At 50.8% G+C, this 15,928-nt stretch carries 13 protein-coding genes; 11 read left to right on the top strand and 2 right to left on the bottom strand.

Translation table 11 applies throughout. The features are described 5' to 3' along the window. The first annotated feature begins 26 nt into the window (after positions 1-26). Both BBD42_RS27530 and BBD42_RS27525 read left to right on the top strand, forming a co-directional pair. Entirely contained in the window at positions 27-797 is a 771-nt protein-coding gene (locus BBD42_RS27530) for a sugar phosphate isomerase/epimerase family protein (RefSeq protein WP_099520764.1), read from the top strand. Further along, entirely contained in the window at positions 794-1,810 is a 1,017-nt protein-coding gene (locus BBD42_RS27525; RefSeq protein ID WP_099520763.1) for a Gfo/Idh/MocA family protein, read from the top strand. Before BBD42_RS27530 ends, BBD42_RS27525 begins: the two co-directional genes overlap by 4 nt. Before the next feature lie 447 nt (positions 1,811-2,257). Here BBD42_RS27525 and BBD42_RS27520 read toward each other — a convergent pair whose 3' ends face one another. Then, a complete protein-coding gene (locus BBD42_RS27520; RefSeq protein WP_099520762.1) occupies positions 2,258-3,163 on the bottom strand; it encodes a helix-turn-helix domain-containing protein in 906 nt (301 codons plus the stop codon). Positions 3,164-3,295: 132 nt separating this feature from the next. Between BBD42_RS27520 and BBD42_RS27515 the strand changes: the two genes are divergently transcribed. From BBD42_RS27515 to BBD42_RS27475, 9 genes are all read left to right on the top strand, one after another. Beyond that, entirely contained in the window at positions 3,296-4,636 is a 1,341-nt protein-coding gene (locus BBD42_RS27515) for a glycoside hydrolase family 30 protein (protein WP_099520761.1), read from the top strand. Positions 4,637-4,730: 94 nt separating this feature from the next. Beyond that, positions 4,731-6,557, top strand: a complete 1,827-nt coding sequence (locus BBD42_RS27510; protein WP_099520760.1) for a sensor histidine kinase — start codon at positions 4,731-4,733, stop codon at positions 6,555-6,557. Then, complete coding sequence (locus BBD42_RS27505) at positions 6,550-7,611, top strand: response regulator transcription factor (protein WP_099520759.1); 1,062 nt, start codon at positions 6,550-6,552, stop codon at positions 7,609-7,611. Before BBD42_RS27510 ends, BBD42_RS27505 begins: the two co-directional genes overlap by 8 nt. A gap of 152 nt (positions 7,612-7,763) precedes the next feature. Continuing rightward, positions 7,764-9,059 carry an ABC transporter substrate-binding protein gene (locus BBD42_RS27500; protein WP_099520758.1) on the top strand — a complete coding sequence of 432 codons (1,296 nt, stop codon included), beginning with the start codon at positions 7,764-7,766 and terminating at the stop codon, positions 9,057-9,059. Positions 9,060-9,158: 99 nt separating this feature from the next. Then, a complete protein-coding gene (locus tag BBD42_RS27495) occupies positions 9,159-10,040 on the top strand; it encodes a carbohydrate ABC transporter permease (protein WP_430154609.1) in 882 nt (293 codons plus the stop codon). After that, on the top strand, positions 10,037-10,864 hold the full coding sequence (locus tag BBD42_RS27490) for a carbohydrate ABC transporter permease (RefSeq protein ID WP_099520756.1): 828 nt from the start codon (positions 10,037-10,039) through the stop codon (positions 10,862-10,864). The genes BBD42_RS27495 and BBD42_RS27490 overlap by 4 nt, the downstream gene beginning before the upstream one ends. Beyond that, positions 10,864-12,864: a beta-galactosidase gene (locus BBD42_RS27485; protein ID WP_099520755.1), complete on the top strand. Its 2,001-nt coding sequence runs from the start codon at positions 10,864-10,866 to the stop codon at positions 12,862-12,864. Before BBD42_RS27490 ends, BBD42_RS27485 begins: the two co-directional genes overlap by 1 nt. Before the next feature lie 187 nt (positions 12,865-13,051). Beyond that, positions 13,052-14,167: a GDP-mannose 4,6-dehydratase gene (gene gmd, locus BBD42_RS27480; RefSeq protein WP_099520754.1), complete on the top strand. Its 1,116-nt coding sequence runs from the start codon at positions 13,052-13,054 to the stop codon at positions 14,165-14,167. Positions 14,168-14,198: 31 nt separating this feature from the next. Further along, on the top strand, positions 14,199-14,543 hold the full coding sequence (locus BBD42_RS27475) for a hypothetical protein (protein ID WP_099520753.1): 345 nt from the start codon (positions 14,199-14,201) through the stop codon (positions 14,541-14,543). Positions 14,544-14,798: 255 nt separating this feature from the next. On the opposite strand, the gene BBD42_RS27470 is transcribed toward BBD42_RS27475, so the two are convergent. Continuing rightward, positions 14,799-15,914 carry a DegT/DnrJ/EryC1/StrS family aminotransferase gene (locus tag BBD42_RS27470; RefSeq protein ID WP_099520752.1) on the bottom strand — a complete coding sequence of 372 codons (1,116 nt, stop codon included), beginning with the start codon at positions 15,912-15,914 and terminating at the stop codon, positions 14,799-14,801. Positions 15,915-15,928 lie beyond the last annotated feature (14 nt).

The following is a 15,928-nucleotide window of genomic DNA, read 5'->3' as shown; positions in this document are numbered from 1 at the left end:
AAAGCAGAAAGCAGGGAGGACGATAAGTGGGAATCCGGTATGCTTTTTCCCGGCCGACGGCAGGGGCAGAGGAAGAGACGGCATTAATTCATGGCTATCAAGCGGCGGGCTACGAGGGTTTGCAGCTCAAATGGAATCAATATATGCCGGACGTGCAGGAGCCTGGGCGGTTTATGGAACGCTGGGGACAGCCGCCGGGCCTCGCATCCGCGCTTATTACGGGAGGTACGCTGCTTAGCGACGACAGCAAGGATGAGCTGCGCCGTATTTTCCGCTTTGGGAAGCAGGTGGGCACGGAGCTAATTGTCTACTGCCACAGCGTCCCAAGGACGGGGCTGGAAAAGGAAGCTATCGCTGGCTTTGCGCGTCTGTTCGCGGAGCTGGGCAAGGAGGCGCAAGACAGCGGACTCAAGCTGTCGCTGCATCATCATTATGATCAGCCGGTGATGCACCGGGCGGATTTTGATATATTTTTCAGCGGGCTGCGGCCGGAGGACGGGGTTGGACTGACGGTTGATACGGCGCATCTGGTGAAGTCAGGCATTTCCGATGTGGCGGAGGTCATTCGCAGCTTTGCGCCATTTATTAATAATTTTCATATGAAGGATTTTGCGGCTGGCGAATATCGGATATTAGGAGAGGGCTCGATTGACTTTCAGCCGATTATGGCGGAAGTGAAGCGCATAGGCTATGCGGGCTGGATGTCGGCGGATGAGGAAAGCGGCGGTGACATAGTGACGGGCATGCAGCAATGCTTGCCGTTCATGAAATCAGGTATTGGGAGAGTGGCGGGATGAAAAAATATAAAATTGGATTTGTCGGCGCGGGAGCTGTCACGCGGCTGCATTTGAGAGGTTATGCCAATCATCAGGACCGCGTGGAAGTCGTTGCGATTTGCGACCCAAGCGAAGCAGCCGTTCAGGAGCGGGCGGATGAGTTCGGCATTGCGGGGAGATACACGGACCTTGCGGAAATGCTGGCGCATAGCGGGCTAGATGCCGCAGTAGTTTGTACACCTTCGACGATACGCGGAAGCATTATGCGGCCGCTGCTGGAAGCAGGCATTCCGGTATTTCTGGAAAAGCCTTTCGCCGACACCTTTGCCGAAGCCCAGCAAATAGCGGAGCTTGCAAAGCAGCTGAACGTTCCGGTATGCATTAATCAAAATTTTCGCAAGCATCATCAATTTGATTTTATTCGCGATCTGGTCAAGTCAGGCGCAATTGGCAGGCTGGAGTCGATTCAATTTGATTCCTTGTTTTATCGGCAGGATGCAGGCTGGCGAGTACACACGGAGCGTCATGCCTTGTCCGTCATGGCGATTCATTGGTTTGACGGTATGCGCCGAATCGCGGATGCCAAGGCGGCTTCCATTTATTGCAGCGCCTACTCCTCGGAGGCGGTCGATTGTTTAGGGGAGACGGATGCGACCGTGCTGATGACGTTTGAGAACGGCGTGCGCGCCCATTTTACCCAAAGCTTCTCCAGTCCGTTTCATAAAAATGACCTCGTCGTGCTTGGCAGTGAAGGCGTGCTCAGCACGACATCCAATACGATCGGGTTGTATCGCCGCGAACCGAGCGGGAAGCCGAACTGGAACCCGCAGCCTGTGCATACATGGGAGCATGCGCTGCCGATTGAGGAGGCGATATTTGACGGCCTCAATCAGCTGCTCGTCTGGCTGGAAACAGGAGTAGAAGCCGAAAATAGCGCGTTTGACAATTTGCATACGGTTTCATTGCTGGATGGCGCGTACGAGTCGGCAAAGAATAATCAGGTTGTTGCCTTTCAGGAAGGACTGTTAGGGTAGAACGGGTAGAGCTTGCAAGTGCAAAAGCTGCAAGAACTGCAAAAGCAGGATACATCTAAGGAGCTTTGCTGCAATTGTAATTAGATAAGAAAAAACAAATAAGGCGCAGGGATTTCGCAGCAGCGAAAACCCTGCGCCTTATTTCATATTCTAAGCTCTTCGAGCTTTAATTCGGTGGCCCCTATTTTGGCGGACACCAAATCCGCTATTCACTCTAGCCAACGGTCATGGAGATGTCTCGCGGACACAGAAGCCCCTAATGATCGCCAAATCGCTGTTTTGCCGAGATCATGAGACCAATAAAGGATCTCCTGCCTACCTACCTACTTAAATCACACAAAAAGCTAAAATAGCGGAACCTCAGTCCTCCAAAAAGGAGAAGTCCCATAAGAGAGACTATTCCGGCTGGCAAAACACGGAGGCTAATCCCGTTATCGCGACGAGCCTTTACAGCTGAAAATGCTGCTGGCGGTAATGGAGCGGGCTCATCCCGGTCCAGCGTTTGAATTGCCTGCTGAAATGCGACAGCTGGGAATAGCCTAGACGGACCGCGATTTCCTTCAACGACAGCTCCGGCTGGCGAATGAGCACCTTGGCCTCCTGCAGCTTGAGCTCAGATAAAAACTGACGTGGCGACAGGCCATACACTTTGCGAAATACCTCAAGCCCATAGCCTGGGCTGATGCCGAGTGAGCGCATAATCTCTTCAATAGAAAAAGCGCTCTCCGCCGCCGGCTCGCCTGGAAGCTGATGCGGGTCAAAATTCCCCTTGATCGCCTCGGCAATCGCTTTGGCATATTGCACTGACGCTGGCGGCATAGCTGCCATCTCCTCCTCCGGCAAACAGATCGTGCCCACTAATAGCCCGAACAGCTCAAACAAGTCCGCCTGCAGCCGAAAGCGATCCGCCGTCGTATAGCCGCCTCCCCGCCTAAGCATCGCAATCCATTGCTTCAAAATAGGCAGCAGCCGCTCATGATCGGCGCTTCCAGCGGGGAACAGCAGGCGGCCATTTCGAATCATTTCTTGGCGAAAAGCCGGATCGTCCACATTAAAGTGGGCGCAAAAATAAGCCATGCCTTCCTCCGAAATGCAGCGGCTCTTATGCTTAAAGCCGGGCGGGATAAGCAGAAAGTCGCCGGCGCCCAGCTGATATTTGCTTTCGCCAATGACCGTTTCCTGCGCGCCCTCCTGAATAAAAATCATTTCAAAGCCGATATGGGATTCCAGCGGCATCTGCCAATGCTTGTCTACACGCTGTTCATGCGCGCCAAAAAATTTAATGTTCCAGTCGATAGCGGGCAGAAAGCGCACATTTTGAATCCACGGCGAAAGTGTCACTTCATCATCCATTAGGCAGAACCACCTTTGATTTGGGTAAATTTCACGTTGTTTGGACAATCGGCGATTTATTCTATTTAATTTATACTAAGAGGGCAAGCTAAAGCAATAAGCAAAAGTGATGAAACGATAGGGGTTGTCGATATGGGACAAACGGCAAAATGGTTTTCAAGCACACAAACAGCGAGCTGGACGGAGAAAAGCACACAATCACGCACCTTTTCACCTGCTCTATCTAACTTGGCAATAACTGAAAGCGCATACCAAACAGTAGAGGGCTTTGGCGGCTGCTTCAATGAGCTGGGCTTTACTGCACTGAGCCACTTATCGGAGGAAGAACGCGCGGCAGTCATGCACGAGCTGTTCCACCCGGAAGGCGAGCAGCGCTTCAGCATTTGCCGCCTGCCTATCGGCGCAAGCGACTATGCGCTGGAATGGTACAGCTTGAACGAAACGGACGGCGACGTGGCGATGGCGCATTTTTCCATTGAACGCGACCGCAAGTATTTGATTCCTTATATAAAAGAAGCACTGGCGCTTAATCCGGAGCTGAAGCTGTTCGCTTCGCCATGGAGCCCTCCGACGTGGATGAAGACGCCGAAGGCTTATAACTACGGAACGCTGCGATGGGAGAAGGAAATTCTCGAAGCCTATGCGCTGTATTTCGTCAAATTCGTTCAGGCTTACCAAGAGGAAGGCATTACGATTCATCAGGTCCATGTGCAAAATGAAGTCGTAGCCGATCAGAAGTTTCCTTCCTGCGTATGGACGGGCGAGCAGCTTAAGGAGTTTATCCGCGATTATTTAGGACCTGCTTTTGAACAGCATGGACTGGATACGGAAATTTGGCTTGGAACGATTAATGCGCCCGATCCATGGCTGGAGCTGATGAAGGGGACAACGAACGATTATGACGCTTATGCGGGTCTTGTGCTGAGCGACCCCGAAGCTTATAAATACATTAAAGGCGTCGGCTATCAGTGGGCAGGCAAATATGCGATAGCCCGGACGTCGCAGAGCTACCCGGAGCTGCGTTATATGCAGACGGAGAATGAATGCGGGGATGGCAAAAACACGTGGGCGTATGCCAAATATGTATTTCATCTGTACCAGCATTATTTCAGCAACGGCGTGAACAGCTACATTTACTGGAATATGGCGCTGGAGCCGAAAGGGCGCAGCACATGGGGCTGGGAGCAAAATGCCATGATTACAATAGAGCCGGATACGAAGCGAGCTATGAACAATCCGGAATATTACGTAATGAAGCATTTCAGCCATTATGTGGCGCCGGGCTCGAAGCGCATCGGGCTGGAAGGCCCATGGAGCGGCCATTCCATTGCTTTCAAGCGCGAAGACGGCTCGCGGGTCGTTGTAATTACGAATCCATATACGGATACAAGAGAGCTAAGGCTGTTCGACGGCGAGGCGGAGCATGTATTCGAGCTGGAGCCGGAATCTTTCCATACGATTGTGCTGTCTTAGTATATAATATAAAATCAATGAACAAACGCCTTTGCGCTTAAGCATGGCGTTTGTTTTGTCGTTATTAAAAGTAAAAAGCAGGGAGGGAAGAGCAATGAGGCTGTTGTCTAAAATATATCGGGCGATTTTGCACCCGTTCCGGCGCAGCATTCGCAATAAGCTGATTTTCATTATGGTTGTTGTGTCGGTGCTGCCGATTATAGCGGTAACTGCGCTTGCTGTGGACAATAACCGCCAGTCGATGGAGACCGAGCTTATTGGGACGAATGTGTCCAATATGAAGTGGACGAGCATTTATCTCGGGGAGCAGTTTTCACAAATGAACAGCGTTTTATATTCCGTCCTCATTAACCCGAACCTGAATGAATACATTGCCAGCGAGGAGGAATCGGGCCTGTCCAGCCAGTTTTCGGCACAGCGCAACATTGAGGATGCGATGGCCTCGCTTTTTTATTCGGGCAATCATTATATTTCGGGCATTGAGCTTTATTTGAAAAGAAGCGGCAAGCTGTTCACGATGAATGCGTCTCAGAATCAAATTAGAACGCTGGACCGCGTACCTGCGCCTTATAATGAACTGTTTAATCAGCGCAAGGATTTTATGATTCAAAACAGTCCGGAAGGCGACCGTTTTCAACTGATACGGAGCATTAACCGGTTTGAAAACCGTGAAATTCTTGGCGGCATTACGCTGGAGGTGCGCTGGGCCATTCTCGACCAGACGCTGTCGCTGCTTAATCCAGCCAATGACCAAACCGTGATTATTGCAGGACCGGATGGGGAAGTTTTGTACCAAATGGGCAGCGACGACCTTTCGGCCGAGCAGGTTGCGAAAATCGTGAAGGGCGGTACAGAGCCTGGCTATGAGCGGCAGGGGGACGAATATGTATTTTACAATACGATTGATCCGATGAAGCTAAAGCTCATTAAAATTATTCCACTGAGCGCGATTAACCAAAGCGCGCAAGCGACGATGCATTATGGAATATGGATTGGCACGATAACGGTTGCCGCTGCTATTTTAATTGCCGTGCTGCTTGCCTGGCGCACAGCAACGCCGATTGTGCTGCTTGCGCGATCCATGCAAGGGCTGAACCTTATTAGACAGGGAGATAAGCCGCTGAGTGGACGCATGGATGAAATTGGTTTGCTGGAGACGAAGCTTTACAATATGTCTCATCGAATTAGGGAGCATATTAAGAGCGAATACAGCATGAATTTGGAAAAAAAGACAGCGGAGCTCAAGGCGCTGCAGGCGCAGATCAATCCGCATTTTTTGCAAAATACGCTGCAAATGATCGGCAGCATGCTCTTTTCCAAAAAGCCTGCTGAAAGCTATGAAACGATTCGCTCGCTAAGCGAAATGTTCCGTTATGTCATTCGTGAGCCAGATGATCTTGCTACGCTGAAGCAGGAGCTGGAGCATATGAACAATTACATGGTCATCCAGCAGCAGCGTTTTCAGTCGCGGCTGCAATATAGCTTGGAGGTGGACGAGCGGCTGCTGCAAAGCCGCATTCCGAAGCTGACGCTGCAGCCCATCGTGGAAAATGCATTTATGCACGGACTCGATTCGCAGGCTGGAGGCTGGGAGCTGAGCGTAAAGGTAGCTCAAGCCAGCATCGCAGAAGCGGAAGGCGGAGTTGGGGCATTAGCAGGCGCAGGAGTAACCATTACAATCAGTGACAATGGAGTAGGGATAGGCGCTGAGCGGCTGAGGGAAGTTCGCCAAAGGCTCAGCTATGCGGATGGACAGGTTTGGACTCGCGGAGAGCGGATTGGACTGGGCAATGTGGCCTCAAGGCTGCAAATGCATTTTGGCAAAGCGTATGGCCTGGCGATCGACAGTGAAGTCGGAGTTGGCACTCGCATAACCATTCATATTCCTGGTGAAATGCAAGGGGGAGAACTGCATGATTAAAGTAATGCTGGTCGATGATGAGAGCTGGGGACGAGACATCGTTCGCACATTCGGCCGCTGGCCGGAATATGAGATGGAAATTGTCGCCGAGGCAGAGGATGGGGAAGAGGCGCTGCGGCTCGCTGAGAAGCATATGCCGCATCTCATTATTACCGATATGCGGATGCCGGGCATGGATGGGGTGAAGCTGCTGAATGAACTGCATGAACGCCTGCCTCATATCCAAATTGTCGTCATTAGCGGCTATGATGACTTCAAATACATGCAGCATGCGATTCGCTGCCAGGCTGTAGATTATTTGCTGAAGCCGATTGATCCGAAAGAGCTGAACGCCGTGCTCTCAAGATGCGCAGCGGGTATCGCGGCGGCTGCGGAGAGCCGGCGCATGCTGACGCTGGATCTCGAATGGCTGCTGTCGCTGACATCGATGAAGCAGCGGCTGCGTGCCCGGTTCAATGAGCTGGATCGCGAAGGCATGCAGGAGCTGTTCGGGGAGCTGGAAAGAGAGCTGGATAGCAGTGGTGCTGGCAAGCCGCAGCTGCTGGAGCGCATTATCCAAGAGCTGCTGCTCATGCTGAAGGAGCTGCTGCTGGCTAATTCATTGGAGGCAAATGCGATGGATGGCGCCAGAGACGGGGCGGAGCTCGCCTCAAGCGCGAATGCAGCCGCTTTTCTGACTGCCCGTTATGAGGAAGCGCTGGAGCAGCTGATTCAGCAGCGGAAATTCAAGAAACGGCTGAATTTGGACGAGGTTAGGCAGTATATGGAGGCGCGATTTGCCGAGCCGATTTCCCTGGAGCAGGTAGCTCGCGCTTTTTTCGTTAGCAAGGAGTACTTGAGTAAAACGTTTAAGCAGGAATATGGCTGCAATATGACCGATTATATTTTGCAGCTTCGCATGGATAAGGCGCGGGAGTGGCTGCTTGATGAAAAATTGCCGATTAAAACAGTTGCGGAAATGGCAGGCTATGAAGATGTAACGTATTTTTATCGCGTGTTTAAAAAGCATTTCGGCATTGCCCCAGGGGAAATGCGGCGTGGCAGCGAGAATTAATGCGATGAAGTGGACAGGTTGGACAGATTGGACAATCTTTAACTTGGTTTAAAAATGTCCAAGTGAACAGTCTAATTCTGTCCAATTAAACGCTTTCATAAATCAGATACAATGAAAGCGTAAACAAACAAGCTTACGGGAGGTCATTACAGATGAAAAAGAAGCTTTGGAAATCAGCGCTAAGCGCAGCACTAATTACAACACTGCTGGCAGGCTGCGGCTCGAACAGCGGTACAGCAACCAATAATGGCAAAGAAACAGGCGAAGGCGGCGCGAAAACGGTCAAGCTCAAAATGTTTATCGCTCAGCCAAGGCTCAAAGAAAGCTACGATAAATACATTGCACAATTTGTAGCGAAGGAAAAAGCAGAGAAAAACATTGATGTTCAGGTTCAACTTGAAATGCCGACAGCGGACACGGCTCCGCAAATTTTGAAAACAAGACTGGCTTCCAATGATGCCCCGGACGTATTCGCTGTTCATGCGATCAATGAAATTCCTTCGTTTTACAAAGCAGGCTATTTGGAGGATTTGTCGGGACAGCCATTTGTCGACAAGCTACTCGACAGCGTGAAGCCTTCCGTTACGACAACAGACGGTAAAATCGTTGCCGTACCTATGGAAACGCTGTCATGGGGATACGTATATAACAAAAAGATTTTCAAAGACCTCGGCTTGACGCCGCCAACTACTTTGACAGAAATGAAAGCGGTTATCGCGAAGCTGAAGGAAAATAAAATAACGCCATTCCTGCTGTCCTACAAGGAATCATGGATTCCGCAGCTGTTCCTGCCGCTGGCAGTAGGCGCCATCTCGAATACGACAGATAAAGATTTTGTGGAAAGAATGAACAAGGACGAAGGCTCCTTCAACGAAATGAAAGCGATGTTCGAAGTTATCGATCTGGTGAACCAGAATGGTACGGATAAAGCGATGGAGGTAGGCGGCGACGATGGATCAGCAGCATTTGCTACAGGCAAAGCGGCTATGTGGATTCAAGGGCCATGGTTTGCAGAGTCGATTCTAAAAGCAAATGCCGATATGGATTTTGGCGTAGCTCCACTGCCGATTAATGATGATCCTAATGCAACGATGATCAACCTGAGTACATCTACTTCACTCGTTGTATCAAAAAACAGTGCGAACAAGGAAGTGGCACTGGACTTCGTCAACTACGTGCTGGATGACAAAGACTCTAATGCTTTTTATGAAGAGCTCAAATTTAATCCGGTTGCCAAAAATCATTCGTTCACCACTTATCCTTGGGTAGAAGATGCCATGACTTACGTTAAAGAAGGCAAATCTTATTTGGATCCTTCCATCCCGCAAGCGGTTAAGGACGAGTCAGGCAAAGCGCTGCAATCGTATTACGCTGGACAACTGTCGCAGGATGGTGTTATAGCGGCACTCGACAAGGCATGGAAATCGTTTAACAAAGTCAATAAATAAATAAAGAAGGAATGGCGAGCAGGGCGGGATAAAGCGAGAGGCGTCCCACCCTGCAGAGCCTTCCCATCATCATCTTAGGAGGGGTGAGCAACCGTGCCAATGAAGGGTGTTTTAAAAAGATATGTATCGCTGCTGGCCTTCGTCGCGCCTGCATTTATTTTGTACGCCATTTTTCTGCTGATTCCGACTATCGGCGGTATGTATTACAGCTTTACAGACTGGAATGGACTGAACACTAACTATCAATTTATTGGTCTCGACAATTTTGTGGAGGCGCTGAAGGACGACCCGGATTTTGTCCACTCGCTGCTGTTCACATTAAAATATGTGCTGTATATGCTTGTGCTGCAAAATGTAATCGCACTGCTGCTTGCCGTTCTCATTGAATCGCGGAGCAAAAGCAAAGGATTTTTCCGCACGATATTTTTCATGCCTAACATGATCAGTATTATTATTAGCGCTTTTATGTGGACATTCGTGTTTACACAAGTGCTGCCGCAGCTAGCGGAAAAAACAATGTTCACCTTCCTGGATCAATCCTGGGTGGGCGATCCGAAATTTTCCTTCTATGCGATTTTGGTTATCTCGCTCTGGAATGGCGTCGGCTACATGATGATTATTTATTTGGCCGGCTTGCAAGGGGTACCGCAAAGCTTGATGGAAGCGGCTATTATCGATGGAGCGAATCCGCTGCAGCGCTTTATGAAGGTTACGCTGCCGATGATTACACATGCGATTACGATTTGCTTCTTCTTGACGCTGAACGGCGCTTTTAAAGTGTTCGAGGTCGTGTATGGCTTTACGGGCGGAGGTCCGGGCCGGTCGACACAGGTTATAACGATGAATATTTATGAAGAGGCCTTTTCGAACAACTTCCGCTACGGCTATGCCAGCGCGAAATCGGTTATTTTATTCATTATCGTCTTGATTTTCACACTCATTCAGATTGCAGTCATGAAAAGAAAAGAGGTGGAGGCATGAGAAACAGAAGCGCAAGCTCGTTATTTATTACGCTGTTTCTTACGATCGGCGCCGCCATTTCCTTCTTCCCGATTTATATGGCCATTGCCAACTCGTTTAAAACGCAAGGAGAAATGTTTCAATCGTTCGTGGCCTTGCCGTCTGCGCCGACCTTTGACAACTACGTGCAGGCTTTTCACAAAATCAATATGCTTAACAGCACGCTGAATTCGGTAATCGTATCGGTGCTGGGCATTGGCGGCATCGTGTTCTGCGCCGCGCTAGCGGGCTATAAGCTGTCTAGGACACCAGGCAAGGCAAGCGCGGCCATCTTTTTCCTATTCGTTGCTTCAATGCTCGTGCCCTTTCACTCGATTATGATTCCGCTTACCCGGATGGCGAACGGCTTGTCCGTACAGGGCAGTACTTATGGCTTGGCACTCATCTACATTGGACTAGGCGTCAATATGGCCGTATTTCTGTATCATGGTTTCGTAAAATCGATTCCGCGCGAGCTGGAGGAAGCGGCTCATATGGACGGCTGCGGCGAGTTCCAGACGTTTTTCCGGATTATTTTTCCGCTGCTGCTGCCGATTACGGTGACGATTGCCATTCTCGATTTCCTATGGATCTGGAATGACTTCCTGCTGCCGATGCTGATGCTGACGGATTCGGATCATTATACGCTTATTTTGTCCACGAACACATTGTTTGGCGAATATAACAAGGAATGGACACTCATCCTTGCTTCGCTTGTATTGACGGCGATTCCGGTTATTATTATTTACGCCTTCTTCCAACGCTTTATTATGGAGGGCATTACAGAGGGAGCAGTGAAGGGCTAATGGATAAATTATTATACGGCGTTGCTTATTATGATGAATATATGCCTTACGAGAGGCTGAATGAAGATATCCGCATGATGAAGGAAGCGGGCATTAACGTAGTCCGTATTGCCGAATCTACTTGGAGCACGCATGAGCCGCAAAATGGCGTATTTGATTTCAGCTCGGTAGACCGCGTGCTGGATGCGATGCATGAAGCAGGTATCCATGTTATCGTAGGAACGCCAACCTATGCGATACCGACCTGGATGGTCAAGGAGCACCCGGATGTGCTTGCTGTAACCGCAGCCGGACCTGGCAAATACGGCGCACGCCAAATTATGGACATTACGCATCCGGTGTATTTGTTCCACGCTGAGCGGATCATTCGCAAGCTGATCGAGCGCGTCAGCAAGCATCCGGCGGTTATCGGCTATCAGACGGACAATGAGACAAAACACTACGGCACGGCTGGGCCGAATGTCCAGCTGCGCTTCGTTAAATATATGCGTGATACTTACGAGACGCTGGAGCGCGTCAATGAGCTATTCGGCCTCGATTATTGGAGCAACCGCATTAACAGCTGGGAGGACTTTCCGTCCGTTGTCGGAACAATCAATGGCAGCTTAGGCGCAGAATTTGCCAAATTCCAACGCGGGCTGGTTAATGAGTTTCTGGCATGGCAGGTAGGTCTTGTTAATGAATACAAGCAGCCAGGGCAGTTCGTGACGCAAAACTTCGATTTTGAATGGCGCGGTTATTCCTTTGGCGTACAGCCTTCGGTCAACCATTTCGAAGCGGCGGTGCCATTCGATATTGCTGGCGTAGACATCTATCATCCGTCACAGGATGAACTGACGGGCATTGAAATTTCATTCGGCGGCGACATGACGCGTTCGCTGAAGGGCAGCAACTATTTGGTGCTGGAAACTCAGGCGCAGGCATTCCCGAACTGGACGCCATATCCGGGGCAGCTGCGGCTGCAGGCGTTCAGCCATGTGGCATCTGGCGCTGATATGGTTGCTTATTGGCACTGGCACTCGATCCATAATTCGTTTGAGACGTATTGGAAAGGGCTGCTCAGCCACGATTTTCTGCCTAATCCGGTTTATAACGAAGCAGGGACGATCGGCCGGGATTTTGCCCGCCTGAGCGATGAACTGGTGCATTTGCGCAAGCAAAACAACGTTGCCGTTATGGTGAGCAATGAAGCGCTAACAGCGATGGAGTGGTTCAAGCTGCCGGATGGCAAATTGTACAATGATATTGTGCGCTGGCTGTATGACGAGCTGTACAAAATGAACATCGGCTGCGATTTTATTACGCCAGCATGCGAGAAGCTGGGTGATTACAAGGTTGTCATTGTTCCGGCTTTGTACGCCGTGCCGGATGCGACGCTTGAGCGGCTAAATGCTTTTGTCGAGCAGGGCGGGCATGCGGTATATTCGTTCAAAAGCGGCTTTGCCGACGAGCGGATTAAAGTTCGTACCTCGCAGCAGCCGGGCATTATTGGAAAAGCGTGCGGCGTCGGCTACAGCCTGTTTATCGATCCGAAAAATGTCGGGCTGAAAGGCGCGGGGCTGGATGCAGCGCCAGGAACGGTTACGAGCTGGATGGAGCTGCTGACGCCGCTTACCGGCGAAGTTGAGGTGCTGGCGCATTATGACCATCCGCAGTGGGGCGAATATGCGGCCATTACCCGCAACCGTTATGGCAAAGGTACGGCAACGTACATGGGCTGCCTGACGGATGGAGCTTCTGCCCATGAGGTGCTGAAGGGCACCGTTCAAGAGGCGGGACTATGGGGGGAAGATCAGCAGGTCAGCTTCCCGATCATTGTAAAGCATGGAGTTAATGGGCAGGGAGCGCAGCTGCGCTACTATTTCAACTACTCTGCTGAGCCGGTATCCTTCGTATATCCGCATGCAGCGGGACATGAATTGCTTGAGGGCCGTCCGGTCGGCAGCGGCGAGCAGCTTACGCTTGCACCGTGGGGCGTGCAAATCATTAAAGCAGGATAACTCAAAATACAGAGAAGTAAACAAGGCGCGACGCCTTCGCATTTTGCGAAGGCGTCGCGCCTTTGTATGGTTAATATACTTTTCTGTGAAAAATGGTGTTTTGCCTGATGCCGACCTTCCTCCTTTATTCATAAGATAGTGGAATAGGATAGCCATTATCCAAATATGAGAGAATGCGGAGGGAGCCATGAATAAGGTCGCCTTCATTACAGGTGTGACAGGACAAGACGGCATGTATTTAACCGAACTGCTGCTAGCTAAAGGTTACATTGTTCACGGTTTGAGACGGCGCAGCTCGCTGGCGAATACAGGGCGGATCGACCGTATTGTGGAGCAAGCGAACCGCGCACAGCAGCGGTTGCATTTGCATTATGGCGATTTGACGGATTCGACAAACTTGGTACGGCTGGTACAGGACATTCAGCCGGATGAAATTTATAATTTGGCGGCGATGAGCCATGTGCATGTCAGCTTCGACATGCCGGAATATACGGCAAATGCCGATGGCATCGGTACTTTGCGCCTGCTCGAAGCCATAAGGCTTCTTGGTCTGACCCATAAAACGAAAATTTATCAGGCGTCCACGTCAGAGCTGTACGGACTTGTGCAGGCGGTTCCACAAAGCGAGACGACACCGTTTTACCCCCGCAGCCCTTACGCGGTCGCCAAGCTGTATGGCTATTGGATTACGGTCAATTACCGGGAAGCATACGGCATGTATGCCTGTAACGGCATCTTGTTCAACCATGAAAGCCCGGTGCGCGGAGAAACGTTCGTCACGCGAAAAATAACGCGCGCGGTTGCCCGCATCGCCTCTGGCCTCCAGCAGACGCTGGAGCTGGGCAACTTGTCGGCCCAGCGTGACTGGGGCCATGCGAGAGATTATGTAGAAGCGATGTGGCGCATTCTGCAGCAAGACGGGCCGGAGGATTATGTTATTGCCACGGGGCAGACAACCGAAGTGCGTGAGTTTGTGCGGCTTGCTTTTGCCGAGGCAGGCATCGAGGTTGCTTTTACGGGCGAGGGAGCGGATGAGCTGGGCCATGTGGTCAGCTGCAAGCGTCCTGAATACCAGCTTCCAGTTGGCCAACTGGTCGTCCAGGTTAACCCGCGATATTACCGCCCGACCGAGGTGGAGCTATTGCTTGGCGATCCGGGAAAAGCGCAGGCGAAGCTCGGCTGGACGCCAGCCAGCAGCCTTGCTGATCTCGTCAAGGATATGGTCGCCGCCGACTTGGAGGAGACGCAGCGCGTAGCGGATTTGCGCAAGCTGGGTTATGATGTGAGTTTGGATATGGAATAAAAGCAAAAAGCATAATGCAAAAAGCAAGCGGATGGGCGGAAAGATCGCCTGTCCGCTTGTTTTGTGTGCAGCAGCTACAGGCTGGAAGAAGCTTCAGAATGCTTTGGTGAATAAGAAAATGGGTGACAATCTTGTTCCCGCAGGTCATGGAGGAAATGTTAAACTTCATGAAAGTCCTGATTCTATACCTTCAAGTCCGTCACAGCATCATAAGGATTTCTTTAGCAAATCCGAAGCGGGTAAGAAGGAACTGGCGGATCGTTTGAAGAATGAGGCCGAGGGAACGTATTATTCTGACTATTTCCATCCTGTTTGGGATGTTGAGTACGGTTGGGAGCGTGCTTTAAAAGGAGACGGGGAATACTCTTCCGAGTAGACTATCTTGAGATCGAACCAGTTGAAGAAGTGAATGACAGCAACTATGTATTGGTAATATCTAATCTGCTAATAAAGTTATGGGAGGCTGGGTTTAAAGCAGTAGCATCATGTTTATTTGTTTAGAGCCTCAACTCAAGTAAACAAGCCGCTGTAGTATAGAAAGGCAGCCCCACACCTATCAGCCCGAATAAGCTTCCGTCCCCACCAATAGCGTGGAGCTGGAAGCTTATTGTTTTGGATCCAATTAGCCGCTTTATAACAGGCTTTCCCGCAGGCAATCGCAAATGTAGGCGATGTCCTGTTCATTCAAGCCGCCGTAGGTCGGCACATTCAGTCCTTGCGCGGCAATGCGGTTTGCGACGGGGAATTCCTCGTTGCGCTGCATGCCTTGATACGGCGGGAGTACATGCATCGGATAAAAGAACGGCCGCGTTTCAATGCCGCGTTCTTTCAGGCGTTCCATGAAAGCGCCACGCTGCTCTTCGTTATAGCCATTTAGCAGGATGCTGAACATCCAATAAACGTTTTTCGCCCATGGCTGCTCGGTAGGCAGCGTGAAGGCGCTGTTTCCTTCGAGCTGCTTGCGATAAAGCGAGGCGACGCGTATGCGCTCGCCGACATGCCAGTCGATGTTTTCCATTTGCGCGCAGCCGACCGCCGCTTGCAAGTTCGTCAGGCGGTAGTTGTAGCCGATGACGGGAAACCAATATTTGCGGGCGGGATCGATGCCCTGTCCGCGCAAAAGCTGCATTTTGCGGGCAAGCTGCTCGTCATTGGTCGTAACCATGCCGCCTTCGCCAGTTGTAATGATTTTATTGCCGAAAAGGCTGAACGTTCCCGTATGGCCAAGCGAGCCGGTCCGCTTGCCCTTGTATTCTGCGCCGGGCGCTTCCGCAGCGTCCTCCAGCACAAACAATCCATGCCGCTCCGCAACTGCCGAAATAGCATCCATATTGGCAGGATGCCCGTATAGATGGACGGGAATAATGCCCTTCGTCTTCGGAGTAATAAGTCCCTCCAACAGCTCCGGGTCCATATTCCACGTATCCGACTCGCTGTCAATGAAGACGGGAGTGGCTCCGCAATACGTGACGGCATTGGCTGTAGCGATAAACGTCAGCGTCGGGACGATGATCTCATCTCCCGGGCCTACCCCGTGAGCCAGCAGCGCCAAATGCAGAGCGGTTGTGCCATTGCTGCAGGAGACAGCGAATTTTGTCCCGCAATAGTTGGCGAAAGCTTCCTCGAACGTATGAATATATTTGCCTGTTGAGGAAATCCAGGTGGAATCCAGGCAATCCATCACGTATTTTTTCTCATTTCCATTAAAAATCGGAACGGCAACCGGATAAAATTTGTCGCCCAACATTATGCCTCCTCCGT

Source organism: Paenibacillus sp. BIHB 4019 (assembly GCF_002741035.1).
Classification (GTDB): Bacteria; Bacillota; Bacilli; order Paenibacillales; family Paenibacillaceae; genus Pristimantibacillus.
The sequence above is the reverse complement of the archived record's forward strand: the minus strand, read 5'-3'. Positions and strand labels throughout refer to the sequence as shown.